This is a genomic window from Janthinobacterium sp. ROICE36 (assembly GCF_002869965.1).
Taxonomy (GTDB): Bacteria; Pseudomonadota; Gammaproteobacteria; order Burkholderiales; family Burkholderiaceae_D; genus Janthinobacterium.
Window position 1 is genome coordinate 1 of the sequence record NZ_PEBS01000027.1, and the last position, 20424, is coordinate 20424.

Below are 20424 nucleotides of genomic sequence, written 5' to 3' on the forward strand. Positions count from 1 at the left end.
CTTTTACAACCGCCAGCGGCGCCACTCGCGCCTCGGCAATGTTCCGCCCGCGTTGTTCGCTGAAAAATTCAGCAAACAGACACGGGCGGCTTGAAACAAGAGTGTCCGCTATTGACAGTACACCTCAGACATCGGAATGGCTGAAGTCGTGTCTGAACGGCGGACCTGACCCCGCCGCCCTGGCGCCGGCACTGACAGCAGAGGCCAGGGTCAGGTCCGGCATCCAGCAGAGGCCAGGGTCAGGTCCGGCATCCGTACACGATCTCAGCTTTGCTCATCTTTATTTGTGGCAAGTTGCGCTTTATTAAATGCCGATACGGCACGACTGAGTATCCTTGAAAAGCGGTGGCGATGTAGGTCATGGCTTGGACATCGGAATGGCTGAAGTCGTGTCTGAACGGCGGACCTGACCCCGCCGCCGTGTTGCACTGGCGCCGTGCCGCCGGCCCTGGTTTCCTGTGCTCCCCATATGGCCACTGCGCGCCCGCAATTGCATGGAGTGCGTGCAGCCCGGGATGGTGCTTTCATTGTGTTGTTTTATGTGCGTGAAGGTATGAAACCAACATTTCTTATTGACAACGTTGTAGTCTCATGATGAACTAGAAGGCTTGTTAAGACTCTTGTATCGATAGCTGCCCGAGTCCCTGCTTTTGCGCATTTGCTCACTCATGCTCTTATCTCCCGGTGCCACTTTTCGCGCACCTGCCACTTGCTTGTTCCTGTTCGACACATGTAGAAAATCCTTACTGTTGTAATTAAGTGTAACTTCTATGGATATATTTGACAATTTGGGCCAGGAAATGTTCTAGTGTATCCACTAGGCAAAATGTCCATCACATTTTGTAAAAACAAGCCGGGGGTGAACGGCGATCCTAGATCGGGTTGCCAAGGGATTGAACCCACAGTTCCTTGGTCAACAGTCAGTTCTATAAGAGCAAGCTGTGAGAGTGGCTTGTACGGAGAACAAATTGGTTAAGAAAATTGTGTTGAAACGTAGTGTTGTTGCAGTAGCACTTACGCTGGCATCGTCGCACATGGTGGCGATTGCGCAAGAGGTGCCCGCCGAGCCCGCCGTGCAAAAGGTGCTGGTGACTGGTTCGAATATTAAACGTTCCGAAAAGGAAGGTTCTTCCCCGGTCCAGACTCTCAATGCCAAACAGATCGCCGCGACTGGCGCCAACACTGTAGCTGAGCTGTTGCACTCGATCCCCGCCTTCGGCTCGGGATCCTCGGTGGACGTAACCGACGGCGGTTTCTCGCGCGGTGCAGCCACGGCTTCCCTGCGCGGCCTGGGTTCCTCGTCTACACTGGTCCTGTTGAACGGCCGCCGCATCACGGCATCCGCTTACGCCGACCCGAACCAGGGTAAATCGGCCGTGTATGACTTGAACAGCATCCCGGTTTCCGCGATTGAACGCGTTGAGGTGTTCAAGGATGGTGCCTCGGCTGTGTACGGTTCCGACGCGATTGCCGGTGTGGTCAACTTCATTACCAAAACTAATTACACAGGTGCTGAATTGACAGCCAGCATCAGTGCCAACGATGACGGCGAGTTTGCCCGCCAAAACCTCAGTGGTATCTTCGGTTTCGGCAAGGACCGTTTCAACGCTTTCGTCAGCTTTGACATCGCCAAGCGCGACAGTACCCTGATCAAGAACGTCAACGACGTCGAAAAAGGCATGTACGCGGACATCAACGCCCGCCTGAACCCGTTTTCGAGCAGCCTGAGCACCTCGCCTTTCTTCTATGCTGAGCGTACGCCAGGCGGCAAGAACTTCGCCAATAACTATGTTTTGCGCGACCTGGTCAAGAATCGCCTGGACTGCCCGACCTCGCAACAGATTACGGGCGACCGTGTGGCGCATAATCTGACAGCAACCGATACCCTGGTGGGCCGTACGTTCTGTAATTTCAACACCAACGATTATTCGGAAGTGCAAAGCGCAGGCAAGGACGCCAACGTGCTGTCGCGTGCCACGTACGAAATCACGCCGAGCATGACCGCGTTTGCGGAAGCGGGCTATAGCCGTTCGGAACGTACCTACCTGCGTGCTCCAACGGCATTCCGTGGCACGGCCGCCACGACCGTCTTCCTGCTGGGCGCTGCGCCCCAGCAATTCCAGATGATTCTGCCGGTAGGCCACCCTGACAATCCGTTTCCGACGCAGCGCGCCGCAGTCGGCTACCGCGTCAGCGCGGAAGGTGGCGCAGTCAATACCAATGAAACCTACCGTTTGCTGACCGGCTTGCGCGGCACCGTCGGCGAGTGGGACTGGGAAACCGGTTTCCTGTGGAACCGTGCCGAGCGCAAGGAAGAGACGTTCGGCATGCTGTACCGCCCGACCCTGGAAAAAGTCATGACCCAGGGTTGGACCCTGGCACAGGTCAATGCCGATCCTAGCGTCACGCGCGATCTGGCCAACCGCGGTTTTGCGCAGGTTGCCCAGGTTGATGCCAAAGCCAGTACCGCCTTCGGTCAGTTGGGCGGCGGCCAGGTAGGCGTGGCGTTTGGTGCTGAATTCCGTCAAGAAAAAATCGGCCTGACACCGGACATGGCAGTGCAGCGTGGCGATATCGTTGGCCTGGCCAACTCGGTTGCCGACGGTCGCCGCAATGTGAGCTCCGCCTTCTTTGAAGTGCGTACGCCGTGGACCAAGAACTTCGAGATGGACTTTGCTGGCCGTTACGACAAATACCCTAACCTGAAGGGCAATTTCGTCCCTAAAGTGGGCGGCAAGCTGACGGTCAACGATAAAATTGCCATCCGCAGCACCTACGCGGAAGGTTTCCGTGCTCCTGCCCTGACGCAAGTGTCGCCAGGCGGCGTACAGTCATTCTCGACGGTAACGGATTCGCTGCGCTGCCCGGACGGTGTCAATCCGGTCCCCGGCGCGGACAAGGGCGATTGCGCCAAGGGTATTTCCAGCCTGTCGTCGGCAACGCCTGACCTGCGTCCTGAAAAGTCGAAGAGCTACTCGCTGGGCCTGATCCTCGCGCCGACCAAGGATATCGACGTGCTGATCGACTACTATCGCATCAAAAAGGTCGATGAGACCGCTTTGTTCAGCGCACAGTACATGATCGACCATGCTGACCGCTACCCCGCCAACGTGGTGCGCGACAATAGCGCAGCTAACCAATTGGTCGATGGCAGCGGCAAGCCTATCCCAAATAGCGGCCCGATCTATCAGGTCAACCGTTCGTATGTGAACCAGGGCAGCACCGAGGTGAAGGGCGTCGACGTTGAAGTCGCCTTCCGCAAATCGCTGGGCGACATGGGCCGTCTGACCGCCAATGTGAACTGGAGCTATCTGATGAGCTTCAAGCGTGCCGAGCGTCCAGGCGACGTAGCGACCGACACCTCGGGTTCTGCTGGCGGCATTTCCGACTGGTCAACGTCGGTTGGCGACAATCCGAAGCACCGCGCTAGTGCATCGGCCAATTGGACGCGTGGCGATCACTCGCTGACCACGTCGGTTGATTTCGTGGGTGCCGTGTCGCTGCTGCGCCGCAGCGACAACGATGTATTTTACGATAAGCCATACTGCCAGTACGGCTCGGGACAGCCATCGACTGCGTATCAACTGGGTGGCTTGCCGAAATTCAGCAACTACATCACCAACTGCAGCGTGAAGAGCTGGACGACGACCAATCTGGCCTATTCGTACACGGGCTTCAAGGATTTGACACTGTCGTTCAACGTCAAGAACGTCTTTGATATCAAGGCTCCATACGATCCGCGTTACGCAGTGGAAGGCTTCAACACCCAACTGCACAACGGTCAAGGCCGCTACTTCCGCGTGAGTGCCAACTACCACTTCATGTAATCAGTATCTGCCGGCGTGTCAGCACGCCGGCATACAGGCATGTCCGGTATAAAAAAGCCACCCGATTTTGTAGTCGGGTGGCTTTTTTCATAGAAGGTGCTGCTTCTTACATACCGCCCCACAAGGCGCCCAGGGTGGCCAGCGCCGTCAGGCCCGCCGTCTCGGTGCGCAGGATGCGCGGCCCCATCGCCAAGCCGATGGCGCCAGCCGCGATGGCGGCTTTTTCTTCCGCCTCGGTAAACCCGCCTTCCGGCCCCACCATCACGGTGATCGCTTGCGGCGGCTGGTGGCGCGCCCAGTCGGCCAGCGACTGGTCCGCGCGCGGCGTCAAAATGATGCGCTTATGCAGATCTTGCTGGCTGCTCCAGCTACTAAAATCCTGCAATGGCGCCAGCTGGGCCAGTCGGTTGCGGCCGCATTGTTCCGATGCGGAGACGATGATGCCTTGCCAATGCGCGAGCTTTTTCTCGGCCCGCTCGCTCGACAAGCGCACCACGCAGCGCTGCGCCGCCAGCGGCACGATGCCCGCGGCGCCCAGTTCGATGGCTTTTTCGATGATCCAGTCCATTTTCGATGCTTCCGGCAGCGCTTGGGCCAGGGTCACGGCATACGGCAGTTCCGCTTCGCGCGCCACGTGCGCCTGTATTTCCGCCGTCACGCTGCGCTTGGCGACCGCCACCAGGCTGGCCTGCACTTCGCCGCCTTCGCCATTGAACAGGGTGATGAGGTCGCCCGGCGCCAGGCGCACGACCTGGATATGGTGGGCGACAGCCTCCGGCAGGGCGATTGTGGTGCCGGCAACGAGCGGCTGGGGGCAGAAAAAACGCGGCATGCAAATCCTCAACGGGGGTAAGTGGGGTGGAAAGACGTCAAAGTATAGCCATTTGGCGGGCCAGTACGCCGCAATTCTAATTTGCAGCCCCCCAGTCTGGTAAAATAGTTGACTACATAAAGCAGCCGGCCTGGGTTCTTTCTTGTCCGTGCTGTTGCAAACGAATCCCAAACTCGCGACTGACCCACACCATCATGACAACTACGCTCCCGACTACCAAAATGGCCAATGCGATCCGCGCACTGGCAATGGACGCTGTACAAAAGGCCAACTCCGGCCATCCAGGCATGCCGATGGGCATGGCCGAGATCGCAGTTGCCCTGTGGAGTGGTCACTATCGCCACAATCCCGCGAATCCAAAATGGCAGAACCGCGACCGTTTCCTGTTGTCGAACGGCCACGGCTCGATGCTGCACTACGCGCTGCTGCACCTGACGGGCTACGCGCTGTCGATGGATGACATCAAGGCCTTCCGCCAGATGCATTCGAAAACCCCGGGCCACCCGGAAGTCGATGTCACGCCAGGCGTGGAAACGACCACTGGCCCGCTGGGCCAGGGTATCGCCAACGCCGTCGGCATGGCGCTGTCGGAGCAATTGCTGGCCGCTGAATTCAACAAGCCTGGCCATGACATCGTCAATCACTACACCTACGCTTTTGTGGGTGACGGTTGCCTGATGGAAGGTATTTCGCACGAAGTGTGCGCGCTGGCCGGCACCCTGGGCTTGAACAAGCTGATCGCCCTGTACGATGACAACGGCATTTCCATCGATGGCAAAGTCGAAGGCTGGTTCACGGACGACACCCCGGCCCGCTTCGAAGCGTACGGCTGGAACGTCATCCGCGCCGTCGATGGTCACGATGTTGCCGCCGTGGCTGCCGCCATCGCCGCCGCCAAGACCGCCAGCAAGCCAACCCTGATCTGCTGCAAGACCATCATCGGCAAGGGTTCGCCGAACCTGCAAGGCGGCGACAAGGTCCACGGCGCCGCGCTGGGCGACAAGGAAATCGCCGCCGTGCGCGAGTACATCGGCTGGGATGCCGCACCGTTCGAGATGCCGGCCGACGTGTACTCAGCCTGGGATGCCAAGCAACAAGGCGCCCTGCTGGAAGCGGACTGGAACGAGCGCTTCGCCGCCTACACCCGCGAATTCCCGCAGCAAGCCGCTGAACTGACCCGCCGCATGCAGGGCGAGTTGCCGCAGGCATTCGAAGCGGCCTTGAGCGCCGCCATCGCTTCCTGCGTCGAGAAGAAAGAAAACATCGCCACCCGCAAGGCCAGCCAGAACGCCATCCAGGCACTGGCGTCGTCGCTGCCGGAATTCCTCGGCGGCTCGGCCGACCTGACCGGTTCGAACCTGACCAACTGGAAAGAGTGCGTGGCCGTGCGTTCGGGCCAGCCAGGCAACCACATCAACTACGGCGTGCGCGAATTCGGCATGAGCGCCATCATGAACGGCATCACCTTGCACGGCGGCTACATCCCGTTCGGCGCCACGTTCCTGACGTTCTCCGACTACAGCCGCAATGCCCTGCGCATGGCCGCGCTGATGAAACTGCGTTCGATCTTCGTGTTCACCCACGATTCGATCGGCCTGGGCGAAGACGGCCCGACGCACCAATCGGTCGAGCACGTCTCGTCGATGCGTCTGATCCCGAACCTGGACAACTGGCGTCCGTGCGATACCGTCGAGTCGGCTGCTGCCTGGGGCGCCGCCGTGCGCCGCAAGGATGGCCCGTCGACCCTGATCTTCTCGCGCCAGAACCTGCCATACCAGGAGCGTTCCAGCGAGCAAATTGAAAATATCTACCGCGGCGGCTATGTGCTGAACGACGTGGACGATGCGAAGGCGATCCTGATCGCCACCGGTTCCGAAGTGGAACTGGCTGTGGCCGCCGCCAGCGCGCTGGCCTCGGAAGGCATCAACGTGCGCGTGGTGTCGATGCCGTCGACCGACGTGTATGACCGCCAGGACGCCGCTTACAAGGCCAGCGTGCTGACGAAGGGCGTGCCGCGCGTGGCCATCGAAGCGGGCGTGACCAGCTTCTGGTACAAATACGTGGGCCTGGAAGGCGCCGTGGTCGGTATCGACACGTTCGGCGAATCGGCGCCGGCCGGCGTGCTGTTCAAGCATTTCGGCTTCACGGTCGAGAACGTCGTCGCCAAGGTGAAAGCCGTTATCGCTGGCTAGTATTGATTTTGAGCAGACCCTGGCCGTGTGCTGACCGGGGTGCTGTGCTGATACCTTTTTTTTAATCAGGAGCAGAGTATGACGATCAAAGTTGCAATCAATGGCTACGGCCGCATCGGCCGTAATGTGTTGCGCGCTTTCTACGAAGGCGGCAAGAAACAGGATATCCAGATCGTTGCCATCAACGACCTGGGCGATGCCAAATCGAATGCCCACCTGACGCGCTACGACACCGCGCACGGCAAGTTCCCGGGCACGGTCACCGTCGAAGGCGACAACATGATCGTCAATGGCGATCCGATCCGCGTATTCGCACAGCGCAACCCGGCTGAAATTCCATGGGGCGAGCTGGGTGTGGACGTCGTGCTGGAATGCACGGGTTTCTTCACGACAAAAGAGAAAGCTTCGGCGCACCTGAAGGGCGGCGCGAAAAAAGTCATCATCTCGGCACCAGGCGGCAAGGACGTCGATGCGACCGTCGTGTTCGGCGTCAACCACTCGGTATTGAAATCGACCGACACCGTCATCTCGAACGCTTCGTGCACCACCAACTGCCTGGCACCGCTGGTCAAGCCACTCAACGACGCCATCGGCATCGAAACGGGCCTGATGACCACCGTGCACGCCTACACCAACGACCAGGTGCTGTCCGACGTGATGCATGAAGACCTGCGCCGCGCCCGTTCGGCCACCATGAGCATGATCCCGACCAAGACGGGCGCTGCCGCCGCCGTTGGCCTGGTGCTGCCTGAGCTGAATGGCAAGCTGGACGGCTTCGCCATCCGCGTGCCGACCATCAACGTGTCGCTGGTCGACCTGACCTTCATCGCCAAGCGCGACACGACCGTGGAAGAAGTCAACGCGCTGATGAAAGCCGCGTCGGAAGGCGCCCTGGAAGGCATCCTGACGTACCAGACCGAACCGCTGGTATCGATCGACTTCAACCATAACCCGGCCTCGTCGAACTTCGATTCGACCCTGACCAAGGTGTCGGGCCGTTTGGTGAAAGTATCGTCGTGGTATGACAATGAGTGGGGTTTCTCGAACCGCATGCTCGACACCACCGTCGCACTGATGTCGGCCAAGTAATTCCTGGCTAACATACAAAAAACGCCCTCGCGGGCGTTTTTTTTCGTCCTCCCCCCTTACAGCCTTGGGCGGTAGAAGCGCCATAGCAGCCGCAGGTCATGCAGCACGGGCACGCCAGCCAGCAGGATCAGTGCGCAGGCGAGGAGGATGGTGGCGGCGGAAAAACCGATATGCTTGAAGGCGAGGGCGCCGCTGACGCCGCCGATGAAGAAGCAGGAGATCAGCAGGCTGTGCGTCTTGAGCTTGCTCCTGTTGACGGTGACGCTGCGCTCGGGCAGCTGGCGCCGGTTGTAATACAACATCTTGCCCAGCTCGATGCCGATATCGGTCGACAAACCCGTCACGTGCGTGGTGCGGATGGTGGCGCCGGAGATCTTGGTGATGATGGCGTTCTGCAAGCCCATGATAAAGCACAGCAGCAAGATGGTCACGGGCCCCAGCACATCCGGCATGGCCGCCAGGTAGCTGCCCGTCAGGCCAAACAGCAGCAGCAGCACCGCTTCCAGCAACAGGCTGGCGGCATACTGGCTGTGCAGCCGGCGGCGCCGGCCCCAGTTGACCATGATGGCCGTGACGGCCGCGCCGGAGACGAAGGCCAGCCAGGCGCCCAAGGCGGCCAGCGCGAGGGTGAGGTTGCCTAATGCCAAGTCGTCGGCCATGCCGGAAACGATGCCCGTCATGTGCGAGGTGTAACCGCCGATGGCCAGGAAGCCGCCCGCATTCACGGCGCCGGCCACCAGCGCCAGCACGCAGCCCAGTTGAAGGTCGGCGCGCGTCTCGCGCTGGGCGCCGCTCAGGCGGTACAGATAGTGAAACGGCATGCCGGGTCGGTTTCCTCGTGCTCTCGCTTATTTATAGATGCCGGAACCGACAATCATATTGTCGACCCGTTCGATGTAGCCGGATTTTTGCTGGACCACTTTGGTCAGCGGATTGGGCCACTTGAAGTCTACCCAGCCGCGTCCGGCCGGCGTGCTGGCCGTGGCGATCAGCGACTTGACGATGGCCTTGCCTTCATTGTCCTTCAGGTCGATCAGATTCTTGCCGACCATCTTGGGATTGTTGCCGTGCGCCAGGGTGACGCCATTCATGTCGTACACATAAATGTACAGGTCGCGGTCATGGAAACTGGTGTTGGCGGCATCGGCAATGGCGGCAAAGGCTTTTTCCTTGCCGTCGGCCTTGATCATGGCCACGGCGCGCTTGGTCATGGCGATGGCCTCGTCCGCGCTGCCCATGCCGCTGCCGGCATGGCGCAGATGATGCAACTGGCAACGAGGGCATGGATGCCCGTTTTTACGCTAGTCTTCATACGCTGTCTCCTGGGATGATGGGCAAGCCCGGCGCGGCCTGTTGTACGGCACGACTGGGAAGTGGAATTGCCTGTACGTATCATACGCCGCCGCCGGGCTTATGCAATCGTTGCGGCAAAGATCGTGTGCCACAGTCGCACCACATTGTCCGCATGCACGCGCACCCGTTCCGGTTCCACCCGGGCCAGGTCTTGCCCCTGCAGGCGCATCTGGTGCTGGAGCTTGCGCAGCGTGCGGTAGGCGTCGGCGACCAGGGCGGCCAGTTGGGCGTCGATCAGCCCCAGCTCGCCGCACAGGCGCAGCAGGGCGATATTGCCCGAGTTGGCCGTCAGTTGCGGATACTGCGCCGCATGCTGCAGCACCATGTATTGCACCATGAATTCGATGTCGATCATGCCGCCCGGATCTTGTTTCAAATCAAAGCTGCCGTGGCGGGGCGGGTGGGCGTCCAGCATTTTCTTGCGCATGGCTACCACTTCGCCCTTGAGCGGGCCGTTTTCCGGGCGTTCCTTGCGCAAGATCGTGTCGCGGATGCGTTCGAAGTGCTTGCCGATGCTGACGTCGCCGGCGCAGAAGCGCGCACGCGTGAGCGCCTGGTGCTCCCACACCCAGGCCGCGCTGCCCTGGTAGCGCTCGAATGCCTGCACGCTGGAAACCAGCATGCCCGAGGCGCCATCGGGGCGCAGGGCGATATCGATGTCGAACAGGATGCCGGCCGAGGTGTGCGAGGTCATCCAGGTGATGAAGCGCTGCGCCAGCTTGGCGTACAGGCCGGGCGCTTCCTGGTCGTCGTCGTCGAACAGGAAGATGACGTCCAGGTCGGAGACATAGCCCAGTTCCTTGCCGCCCAGCTTGCCATATGCGATGACGGCGAATTTCGGCACGTCGCGGTGGCGCGTGGGTAACGTTTGCCAGACGGCTTGGACGGTGGCGGCGACGATGATGTCGGCCAGCTGCGACAGGTAATCGGCCAGCTTTTCCACGCTAAGGTCGCCTGCCAGGTCTTGCGCCAGGCACTGGAACAGCTGCGCATGGTGTGTTTCTCGCAGGATATCCATCTGCCGCTCCGTGTCGCCGGGCGCGTCGTCGAGCTGGCGCTGCAGGTCCAGCGCCAGCGCGTTTGGATCGGGCACCGTGTTGCGGATGCGTTCATCGAGCAGTTCGTCGAGCAGAATAGGATGTTGCGTGAGGAAGGTGGCGGCCCAGCCGCTGGCGCACACCATGCGCACGACGCGCTCGAGCGTATGGGGATATTCCGTCAGCAGCGACAAATAGGCCGAGCGGCGCGCGATGGCTTCCAAAAAGTCGAGCAGGCGGCCCAGGGTGGCCAGCTGGCTGGCGTTACCGTTGGAAACGGAGCAATCGGTGATCAGGGGCAGGGCGGAATTGACGAGGGCCACCAGGCGCGTGCGGCTCGCCTCGGGCAAGGATTGCAGCCGTGGCGCCTGCCATGTGGCCAGCAAACGGCGCGCGCAGGCGGCCGGTTCGTGGAAACCCAGGGCGGCAAAGCGTGCCTCGATGGCTTCCTGCTGGTCGGAGGCGGCGCAATCGTTGGACGTCTGCGGATCGATGCCCGTGTCGGCCGGCGGCATGCCGTTGCTCTTGTCGCTGAACATTTCGTCAAATTGTCCCGCGACAAACACGCGGTGCGCTTCCAGCTGGGCCAGCAGGGTGGGTGTGTCGGGCAAGCCCATCATCTGCGCCACGCTGAAGCGATCGGCCTCGTTGGCGGGCAAGGTATGCGTTTGCGCATCGTCCAGGTATTGCAGCCGGTGTTCCAGGTTGCGCAAGAAAGTGTAGGAAGCCAGCAACTGTTCCACGATGGCCGGGTCCAGCAAGCCCTTGTCTGCCACCGTGCGCAAGGTGGCGCGCGTAGAGCGCTCACGCAGCTCGGCGTCGCGCCCGCCGCGTATCAGTTGAAATACTTGCGCCAGGAATTCGATTTCGCGGATGCCGCCACGGCCCAGCTTGACGTTGTTGCTGCGGTCCGGGTGCAGCCGCTCCTGGCGGTTGACCTCGGCGCGGATCTGGCCGTGCATGGTGCGGATGGCATCGATGACGCCGAAATCGAGGTAGCGGCGGAAGACGAAGGGACGCACGATGGCGTCGAGCGAGGCGATATCTGCCGGCTTGCCCGTCACGGCGCGCGCCTTGACCCAGGCATAGCGCTCCCATTCGCGCCCTTGCACGATCAGGTATTGCTCTACCATGCTCAGGCTGGCCGCCAGCGGGCCTGAATTGCCGTTCGGGCGTAGCGCCATGTCAACGCGGAAAGTAAAACCGTCTTGCGTGATCTCGGCCAGGGCGGCGATCAGTTTCTTGCCCATGCGAATGAAAAACTCGTGATTCGACAGGCTGCGCTGGCTAGGCACGGTGACTTGCGTGTCGCCATCTTCCGGGTAAACAAAGATCAGGTCGATATCCGACGAAACGTTCAGCTCGCCGCCGCCCTGCTTGCCCATCGCCAGCACCATCAATGCCTGCTCCTCGCCTGATTCCTCGCCGACGGGCATGCCGTGCAGGGCCACCATCTCGGCCATGATAGCGTCCACATGCGTGCGGATGGCGAAATCGGCAAAGCCCGTCATGGCTGTCACGACTTCGTGCAAGTCGGCCTGGCCGCCCAGATCGCGCGCGATCAGGCCGCAGACGAGCAGGTTGCGCAGGCGGCGCATGGCCCGCTCGGCCGGCAGTGGCGGCGTGGCGGCGTTCGCTTGAACGGCCAGTGCGGCGGCAAAATCGAGCCCGTCGAGCGGCGCGCGCACCAGTTGCGCTACCTGTGCGGCGCGCTCGGGGGCGGCGCCCAGCCAGCGCTGGTAGAAACGGGAGGCGGAGATCAAAGGCTGTGTGCTCATGGTGTCGGTAAGGGTCTCGGGCATGCTGCTTGCATGGTTCTTGTTTAACTTGGCTGCGAACGGCGGGGGATGCGGTAAAATTGTGCCGCTGGCGCTCATGGCGCCGGCAGTGCGTGCTCTTCCGGACGATGGTAAGGGAGGCTTTGCTCAGAAGCAAGCGCAAGGATGCAGGCGCGCACCACGAATGCAGACGATTTTTGCCATTATTTTACGCCGGGCCAGTTTATTAGCTTATTGATGCAAAAACCGCCAGAAGCAAGCGTGACAGAACATGTGCCATTGGCCCTGCGCTGGCAGCGGCTGCGTGCCGCCTATCGCATGGCCAACCTGGCCACCCACCATGTGCTGGGTTTTACCATCAAACTGGTGCTGCTGGCGTATTTCGCCTTCGCCGTGCTGTTTTTATTCCTGCGCTACGCCATCTTGCCGAATATCGACTATTACAAAGGCGATATCGAGCGGGCGGCCAGCCGCGCGCTGGGCAACCCTGTGAGTATCGCGCGTATTTATGCTTCGTGGCATGGCGTGCGGCCGAATCTCTTTCTGGGCGAAGTGAGCCTGCGCGACCAGGCGGGTCGCCAGGCGCTGAGCCTGCCGAGCGTCTCGGCCACCGTGTCGTGGTGGAGCGTGCTCGGTTCCGTGCGCTTTGAAACCCTGGAAATCACCCGGCCCGACCTGGACGTGCGGCGCAGCAAGGATGGCAAGCTGTATGTGGCCGGGGTATTGATCGATAGCACGCAGGGCAGCGATGGCAAGGGTGCCGACTGGCTGCTGTCGCAGCATGAGATCATCATTCGCGACGGCAAGGTGCGCTGGACGGATGAAGCGCGCGGCACACCCGAGCTGGCTTTGTCCCAGGTCAACTTGCTGCTGCGCAACCGCTGGCGCAGCCACCGGCTGGGCTTGCAGGCAACGCCGCCCGCCAGCCTGGCCGCGCCCATCGATGTGCGCGCTCACTTCACGCATCCGCCCTTCAGCACGCGCATCTCGGACGTGTCGATGTGGAAGGGCGAGTTGTACGCGGACCTGAAAAACGCCGACCTGGCCGCCTGGCGGCGCTACCTCGATTATCCGTTCGAGCTGAGCCAGGGCAAGGGCGCCCTGCGCGCCTGGTTGAGCCTGGATCACGCACGCCTGGCCGGCTTCACTGCCGATGTGGGCTTGAAGGATGTGCAGGCGCAACTGGGCCAGCATATCGCTCCGCTCGACTTGCTGTCGGTCAGCGGGCGCATTTCGGCCAAGGAAGAGCTGTCGGCCCAGGTGCCGGACGGCAAGCCAACCTTTGGCGCAAATGGACACCAGGTCGAATTGACGAATTTTGCGGTGGAAACACGCGATGGCCTCAGCCTGCCGCCCACGACCTTGTCCGAACGCTTTGTTGCCGCCACCAAGCGCAAGCCGGCGCGCACGGAAATCACGGCCAAGTCCCTCGATTTGCACACCCTGGCCGCGCTGGCCGACAAGTTGCCGCTGGGCGAGCAGCAGCGCCAGCGCCTCGACGCCCTGGCGCCGCGCGGGCGTTTGCAGGATTTTTCAGCGCAATGGGACGGCGACATGGCCACGCCCGCCAGCTACCGTTTGCGCGGCAAACTCATCGACCTGGGCCTGAATGCGCAGCCGGCGCGCCTGGCCGTGGCGAAGACGGCGAGTAGCCCTGCACAGGCGGCCGCGCCAGCCATTCCCGGCGTCGAGCACCTGAGCGGCAGCATCGACGCCAACGACAAGGGCGGCAGCATCAGTATCGATGCGCAAGACCTGGTGCTGCAGTTGCCCACCTACCTGAGCGAACCGGCCTTGCCGTTCGAACAATTCGCCATGCAGGCGCGCTGGGCCTTTGAAGCGGACAATATGCTGCAAGTCGGGCTGGATAAGCTCGATTTCAATCAGCAAGGTTTGCGCGTCGCCTTGCAAGGCACGCACCGCATGCCGCTCGACGGCAAGAACCTGGGCCAGGTGGACTTGACGGGCACGATCGACAATTTCCAGATCAACACCATCGGCCGCTATCTGCCGCTGCAAACGCCCGAGCATTTGCGTCACTGGCTGACGGGCGCGCTGGAAGGCGGCGTGGCGCGCGATGTCAGCCTGCGCATGCGCGGCGAACTCGAGCATTTCCCGTTCAAGGCTGATACGCCGGCGCAGCGCAGCCGTGGCGACTTCCGCGTGGCCGGCAAGATCGAGAATGGCATCCTCAATTATGCGCCCGGCGAATTGGCGGAAAACGGCCCGCTGGCAGGCAAGGCGCCCCGCTGGCCGCAGGCGGAAAAAATCAAGGGCAGTTTTATTTTCGAGCGGGCGCGCATGGAAATTCGCGGCGACACGGCCACCACGGGCGGTGTGGCATTGACGAATGTCAAAGCCGTGATTCCCGACCTGACCGTCTTCGACACCTTGCTCGATATCGAAGGCAATGCGGCCGGCCCGATGCAGGAATTCCTCAAGTACGTGACGGCCAGCCCCGTGCTGGGCTGGATCGAGCATTTCACGGATGAAACGACGGCGACGGGCAACGCCAGGCTGGCCCTCAAATTGCACTTGCCGATAGAGCGCATGATCGAGGCGACCGTGCAGGGCAGCTTGCAGCTGGCGGGCAATGACGTGGTGTTGTTCCACGACATGCCGCCCGTGCTGGGCACGCAGGGCAAGATCGAATTCAACGAGAGGGGCGTCAATCTGAATGGCTTGAATGGCAGCCTGCTGGGCGGGCCGCTGGCCATCTCGGGCGGCACGCAGGCGGACAATTCCATCCAGGTGAAAATTGCCGGCAACATGAGCATCGACGGCTTGCGCAAGACGTATCCATCGCCTGTGCTGCAGCGCCTGGCGCAACATTTGAATGGCGGCGCGCGCTATAGCGGCCTGATCACGGCGCGCGACCACCAGGTGGTGGTCAATGTCGAGTCGCCGCTGACGGGTCTGGGTCTGGATTTCCCCGCTCCCCTGAAAAAGCCGGCCGGCGATAGCTTGCCCGTGAAATTTACCCTGACGGGCAATGCGGCGAACGGGGCCGGCCTGCGCACTGACGATATCCGCATCGCGCTGGGGTCGGGCATCGCTGCGCGCTACCAGCGCCAGAAGCAGGGCAAGGATGCCTGGCGCCTGGTGCGCGGCGGCATCGGCGTGAACGTGCCGGCGCCGGAACCGGACAGCGGCATGATGCTCAACGTGAATATGAAAACGCTGGACGTAGACAGCTGGATCGGCGTCGGCAGCGAGATTGCCGGCAGCACGGCGCCAGCCGATGCGGGCGGCAGCGCTGACGACGCGCCCGATATCGCACAATACGTGGTGCCGGACCTGATGGCGGCGCGTGCCAGCGAACTGATGCTGGGTGAGCGCAAGCTGGAAAACGTGGTGGTGGGCGCCACGCATCAAAAGGATGTGTGGCAAGCCAATATTGACGCGAAACAGGTGTCGGGCTATGTGACATGGCTGGAAACGCCGTCCGGACTGGGCAAGATGACGGCGCGTCTGTCGTCGCTGATCATTCCGGAATCGGCCGCCAACGATGTGAAGAATTTGCTGGAAGGCAAGAGTGGCGCCCAGTCGATTCCCTCGCTCGATATCATCGCCGAGCAATTTGAGCTGTTCAACAAGAAGATCGGCCGGCTGGAGTTGCAGGCCTATAACACCATGGCGGCGGGCGGGCGCGAGTGGCGCGTGGGCAAGCTGCAACTGTCCAATCCTGATGGTGCGCTGAGCGGCAATGGCAAATGGGTCATCAAGGATGGGCAAAGCACGACCAGCCTGCGTTTTGGCCTCGATATCGTCGATGCGGGCAAGTTGCTCGACCGCTTCGGCTTTGCCGACACGCTGCGTCGCGGCAAGGGGCGCCTGAGCGGCGACATCGCCTGGAATGGTTTGCCGTATTCGCTCGACATTCCCACCCTGTCGGGGCAGATCGAGATGAATGTGGAGTCGGGCCAGTTCCTCAAGCAGGATCCGGGCGCGGCCAAGCTGTTGGGCGTGCTCAGCCTGCAAGCCTTGCCCCGTTTGCTGAAACTCGATTTCCACGACGTGTTTTCCGAAGGCCTGGCCTTCGACGGCATCACGGCCAACGCCAACATCAAGCGCGGCGTGGTGACCACCGACAACCTCAAGATGCACGGCGTGGCGGCCACCGTACTGATGGATGGCACGGCCGACATCGCCAATGAAACGACGAATTTGCACGTGGTGGTGATCCCGGAATTTAACCTGGGCACGGGGCCGCTCGTGTATGCGCTGGCCGTCAATCCCGTCATCGGCCTGGGCAGTTTCCTGGCGCAATTGTTCCTGCGCGCCCCCGTGATGAAGGCGCTCACCTACCACATGCAGATCGCCGGCCCCTGGAAGTCGCCCGTCGTGACCAAGCTCGACGGTGGTAAATTGGAGCCTGTCGCCGTGCCTGCCGCCTCAGCGGCGGAGGCGGTGGCGAAATAGGCGAGGCGTTCGAATGGATAAAAGGTGGCAATGATGCATACAGTCGCAGCAATACAAATGATTTCCTCGCCGTCCGTGGAAGACAACCTGGCCACGGCGCGGCGCCTGGTGGCGCAGGCCGCCGCCGGTGGCGCGCAGCTGGTGGTGCTGCCCGAATACTGGGCCATCATGGGCAAGCAGGAAACGGACAAGCTGGCCCATGCGGAACAGCCTGGCAGCGGACCCATCCAGGATGGCATGGCGCAGATGGCGCGCCAGCACGGCATCTGGCTGATCGGTGGCACCTTGCCCCTGATTTCCGGCGCGGAGGGCAAGGTCTTGAATACCACGTTGGTGTACGACCCGCAAGGCGAGTCGGCCGGCCGCTACGACAAGATCCACCTGTTCGGCTTTAAGCGCGGCACCGAGTCCTACAATGAATCGCGCACCATCGTGCCCGGTGCGCAAGTGCGCACGATCGAGATGCCGTTTGGCCGGGTCGGCCTGTCCATCTGCTACGATCTGCGTTTTCCCGAGCTGTACCGCGCCATGGGCGATTGCGCGCTGATCGTCGTGCCGGCCGCGTTTACCCATACGACGGGCAGCGCCCACTGGGAAGTGCTGCTGCGCGCGCGCGCCATCGAAAACCAGTGCTATGTGCTGGCCTCGGCGCAGGGCGGCCTGCATCCGAACGGCCGGCGTACCTGGGGTCACAGCATGCTGATCGACCCCTGGGGCGAAGTGCAAGCCGTGTTGCCCGAAGGCGAGGGCGTGGTGAGCGGCGAGATCGACCTGGCGTTCCTGGCCGGCGTGCGCGAATCCTTGCCAGCGTTAGCCCACCGCACCATGTAAATGTAAACAATAGATAGCCATGATCCCATTTGAACCCAATCTGTCCAGCCTGGCCGTGGCGCGCGAACTCCTGCTCACGCCGTTCGGCCTGGACGAAGACAAGCTGCTGAAAGCCCTGGGCACGATGTTTACGCACAAGGTCGATTATGCCGACCTGTACTTCCAGTCGACCAAGAGCGAAGGCTGGAGCCTGGAAGAGGGCATCGTCAAGACGGGCAGCTTTTCCATCGACCAGGGCGTGGGCGTGCGCGCCGTGTCCGGCGACAAGACGGCCTTTGCGTATTCCGACGAGATTTCCGAACGGGCCCTGCTGGAAGCGGCAGCGGCCACGCGCACCATTGCGCGCGCGGGGACCGGCAAGATCAAGATCGCGAGGCAGACGCTGGCGCAGGGCGGACGTTCGCTGTACCTGCCCAACGACCCGCTCGCTTCGCTGGACGCCACGGCCAAGGTGCAACTGCTTGAGCGCGTGGAAAAGATGGCGCGCGCGAAAGATCCTCGCGTGGTGCAGGTAATGGCGGGCCTGGCCGGCGAGTACGACGTGGTGCTGGTGCTGCGCAGCGACGGCGTGCTGGCGGCCGACATTCGCCCGCTGGTACGCGTCTCGCTCACCGTGATCGCGGAACAGAATGGCCGCCGCGAAACGGGTTCGGCCGGCGGCGGCGGACGTTTCAGCTATGACTATTTCAGCGATGCCGTGCTGGAACAATACGCGGCAGACGCCGTCAATTCGGCCCTGGTGAACCTGGAAGCGCGCCCGGCGCCCGCCGGTCCCATGACCATCGTGCTGGGACCAGGCTGGCCCGGCATCCTGCTGCACGAGGCCATCGGCCACGGCCTGGAAGGCGATTTCAATCGCAAGGGCTCGTCCGCGTTTTCCGGGTGCATCGGCGAGCGCGTGGCTGCCAAGGGCGTCACGGTGGTCGACGACGGCACCCTGGCTGGCCGGCGCGGCTCCCTGAATATCGACGACGAGGGCAACCCGACGCAGTGCACGACCCTGATCGAGGATGGCATCCTGAAGGGTTACATCCAGGACACCATGAATGCGCGCCTGATGAAGATGCCCGTGACGGGCAATGCGCGCCGCGAATCGTTCGCCCACCTGCCCATGCCGCGCATGACGAACACGTATATGCTGGGAGGCGACCGGGACCCGGGTGAAATCCTCGCTTCCGTCAAAAACGGTTTATATGCCGTCAACTTTGGCGGCGGTCAGGTCGACATTACGAACGGCAAGTTCGTCTTCTCGGCCAGCGAAGCGTACATGATAGAAAACGGCAAACTCAGCTACCCGGTCAAAGGGGCGACCCTGATTGGCAACGGCCCGGACGTGCTCCACCGCGTTTCCATGATCGGCAACGACATGCGCCTGGACTCGGGCGTGGGCGTGTGCGGCAAGGAGGGGCAAAGCGTGCCCGTGGGCGTAGGGCAGCCAACCCTGCGCCTCGATGGCATCACGGTGGGCGGCACGGCCTGAACCAGGGGTCAAGCGCAAACACCTGCGCCTCATAATGTGTACTTCGATTCCGCACGGAGAAAGCGTCCCGCCGCGCCCGCGTAGTCGAGACGTTGATAGTGCGTCGTTTGCCAGCGTCAAAACCGGCTGGCGTGGCGTGCACAGCGTTGGTAGTCAGCCGATGCGCATCCGCAGCACGCAACTTTTTATGCTTTTTTACGCGCATTGCAGTGTAAAACGGCTGCAACATGCGGCTTTGCCGACAAATATGCTTGCCAATCTTTGCAATTTAGGTTTATAGTCGTTCATCACTTAGGGATGACTCGCATGTTCGCTCGCCACTTTTTTACCGCTTATTTTTACTTTAGCAATTCCAACCCAAAGGCGGTGGAGTAGCGGTCGGTTCACGTAGCAGCAAAAAACGAGATCCCAGCAAATTCTAAAAAACCGCCACTGATGGCGGTTTTTTTTTACCCAGATGTTTTACCCTTCCTTAAATTTTGGAGAAAATGATGCCCCGCACCGATGATTTGCGCATTCGCGAAATGAAGGAATTGACCCCGCCGTCCCACCTGATCCGCGAATTTGCCTGCTCGGAGCAAGCCGAACAGACCGCTGCCAGCGCCCGCATTGCCCTGCACCGTATCCTGCACGGCCAGGATGACCGCCTGATGGTGGTGATCGGACCTTGCTCCATCCACGATACCAAGGCGGCGATGGAATATGCGCGCCTGCTGGTCAAGGAGCGCGCGCGTTTCGCCGGCGAACTGGAAATCGTCATGCGCGTCTACTTCGAGAAGCCGCGCACCACGGTGGGCTGGAAGGGCCTGATCAACGACCCGTACATGGACAACAGCTTCCGCATCAACGACGGCTTGCGCATGGCGCGCGAACTGTTGCGCAATATCAATGAGCTGGGCTTGCCTGCTGGCACCGAGTTCCTCGACGTCATCAGCCCGCAATACATCGCCGACCTGATCAGCTGGGGCGCCATCGGCGCGCGCACCACGGAGTCGCAGGTGCACCGCGAGCTGGCCTCGGGACTGTCCTGTCCCGTCGGCTTCAAGAATGGCACGGACGGCAATGTCAAGATTGCCGTGGAAGCCATCAAGGCCGCCTCGCAGCCGCACCATTTTCTCTCCGTCACGAAGGGCGGCCACTCGGCCATCGTTTCGACCAATGGCAACGAAGATTGCCACATCATCTTGCGCGGTGGCAAGACGCCCAATTATGACGCAGCCAGCGTCGACGAAGCGTGCAAGGCCATCGCCGCGCAAGGCCTGGCGGCGCGCCTGATGATCGACGCCTCGCACGCGAATAGCTCGAAGAAACCGGAGAACCAGATCCCCGTGTGTGCCGACATCGCCAGCCAGGTGGCCGGTGGCGATGGCCGCATCGTCGGCGTGATGGTGGAATCGCATCTGGTGGCTGGGCGCCAGGATTTGATCCCGGGCAAGGAATTGATCTATGGCCAGTCCGTCACGGATGGCTGCATCGACTGGAGCGCCAGCGTGGCCGTGCTGGAAAACCTGGCGGCGGCCGTCAAGCAGCGCCGTCTGCAGGGCGACGCGCAATAAGGTGGTGCGCAGCATGAAAAAAAGCCC

General features: G+C 61.6%; 12 protein-coding genes. 8 read left to right on the forward strand and 4 right to left on the reverse strand.

Going from position 1 to position 20424, the window contains the following annotated elements:
• The first annotated feature begins 986 nt into the window (after positions 1 to 986).
• A complete protein-coding gene (locus CSZ94_RS13010) occupies positions 987 to 3827 on the forward strand; it encodes a TonB-dependent receptor domain-containing protein (RefSeq protein WP_146009800.1) in 2841 nt (946 codons plus the stop codon).
• A 106-nt stretch (positions 3828 to 3933) separates the two neighbouring features.
• On the opposite strand, the gene CSZ94_RS13015 is transcribed toward CSZ94_RS13010, so the two are convergent.
• The gene (locus tag CSZ94_RS13015) at positions 3934 to 4659 is read right to left on the reverse strand and encodes a 16S rRNA (uracil(1498)-N(3))-methyltransferase (protein ID WP_102121889.1); all 726 of its coding nucleotides are present in this window, start codon (positions 4657 to 4659) and stop codon (positions 3934 to 3936) included.
• A 194-nt stretch (positions 4660 to 4853) separates the two neighbouring features.
• On the opposite strand from CSZ94_RS13015, the gene tkt reads away from it, so the two are divergent.
• A complete protein-coding gene (tkt, locus tag CSZ94_RS13020) occupies positions 4854 to 6851 on the forward strand; it encodes a transketolase (RefSeq protein ID WP_102121890.1) in 1998 nt (665 codons plus the stop codon).
• Between the two features lie 78 nt (positions 6852 to 6929).
• On the forward strand, positions 6930 to 7940 hold the full coding sequence (gap, locus tag CSZ94_RS13025; protein WP_096234037.1) for a type I glyceraldehyde-3-phosphate dehydrogenase: 1011 nt from the start codon (positions 6930 to 6932) through the stop codon (positions 7938 to 7940).
• A gap of 56 nt (positions 7941 to 7996) precedes the next feature.
• Here the strand turns inward: gap and CSZ94_RS13030 are convergent, their stop codons facing one another.
• The 3 genes from CSZ94_RS13030 to glnE form a co-directional block, all read right to left on the reverse strand.
• Positions 7997 to 8761: a YoaK family protein gene (locus tag CSZ94_RS13030; protein WP_102121891.1), complete on the reverse strand. Its 765-nt coding sequence runs from the start codon at positions 8759 to 8761 to the stop codon at positions 7997 to 7999.
• A gap of 27 nt (positions 8762 to 8788) precedes the next feature.
• Positions 8789 to 9208, reverse strand: a complete 420-nt coding sequence (locus CSZ94_RS13035; RefSeq protein WP_258000957.1) for a cache domain-containing protein — start codon at positions 9206 to 9208, stop codon at positions 8789 to 8791.
• Between the two features lie 143 nt (positions 9209 to 9351).
• A complete protein-coding gene (gene glnE, locus CSZ94_RS13040; protein ID WP_258000958.1) occupies positions 9352 to 12132 on the reverse strand; it encodes a bifunctional [glutamate--ammonia ligase]-adenylyl-L-tyrosine phosphorylase/[glutamate--ammonia-ligase] adenylyltransferase in 2781 nt (926 codons plus the stop codon).
• Here glnE and CSZ94_RS27630 point away from each other — a divergent pair.
• The 5 genes from CSZ94_RS27630 (at position 12131) to aroG (ending at position 20397) form a co-directional block, all read left to right on the forward strand.
• A complete protein-coding gene (locus CSZ94_RS27630) occupies positions 12131 to 12346 on the forward strand; it encodes a hypothetical protein (protein ID WP_146009801.1) in 216 nt (71 codons plus the stop codon). The genes glnE and CSZ94_RS27630 overlap by 2 nt on opposite strands.
• Before the next feature lie 23 nt (positions 12347 to 12369).
• Complete coding sequence (locus CSZ94_RS13045) at positions 12370 to 16530, forward strand: YhdP family protein (RefSeq protein WP_308410557.1); 4161 nt, start codon at positions 12370 to 12372, stop codon at positions 16528 to 16530.
• A gap of 30 nt (positions 16531 to 16560) precedes the next feature.
• A complete protein-coding gene (locus tag CSZ94_RS13050; RefSeq protein ID WP_102121893.1) occupies positions 16561 to 17361 on the forward strand; it encodes a carbon-nitrogen hydrolase family protein in 801 nt (266 codons plus the stop codon).
• 19 nt (positions 17362 to 17380) lie between these two features.
• The gene (gene tldD, locus CSZ94_RS13055; protein ID WP_102121894.1) at positions 17381 to 18841 is read left to right on the forward strand and encodes a metalloprotease TldD; all 1461 of its coding nucleotides are present in this window, start codon (positions 17381 to 17383) and stop codon (positions 18839 to 18841) included.
• A 491-nt stretch (positions 18842 to 19332) separates the two neighbouring features.
• The gene (gene aroG, locus CSZ94_RS13060) at positions 19333 to 20397 is read left to right on the forward strand and encodes a 3-deoxy-7-phosphoheptulonate synthase AroG (protein ID WP_102121924.1); all 1065 of its coding nucleotides are present in this window, start codon (positions 19333 to 19335) and stop codon (positions 20395 to 20397) included.
• Positions 20398 to 20424: the final 27 nt, after the last annotated feature.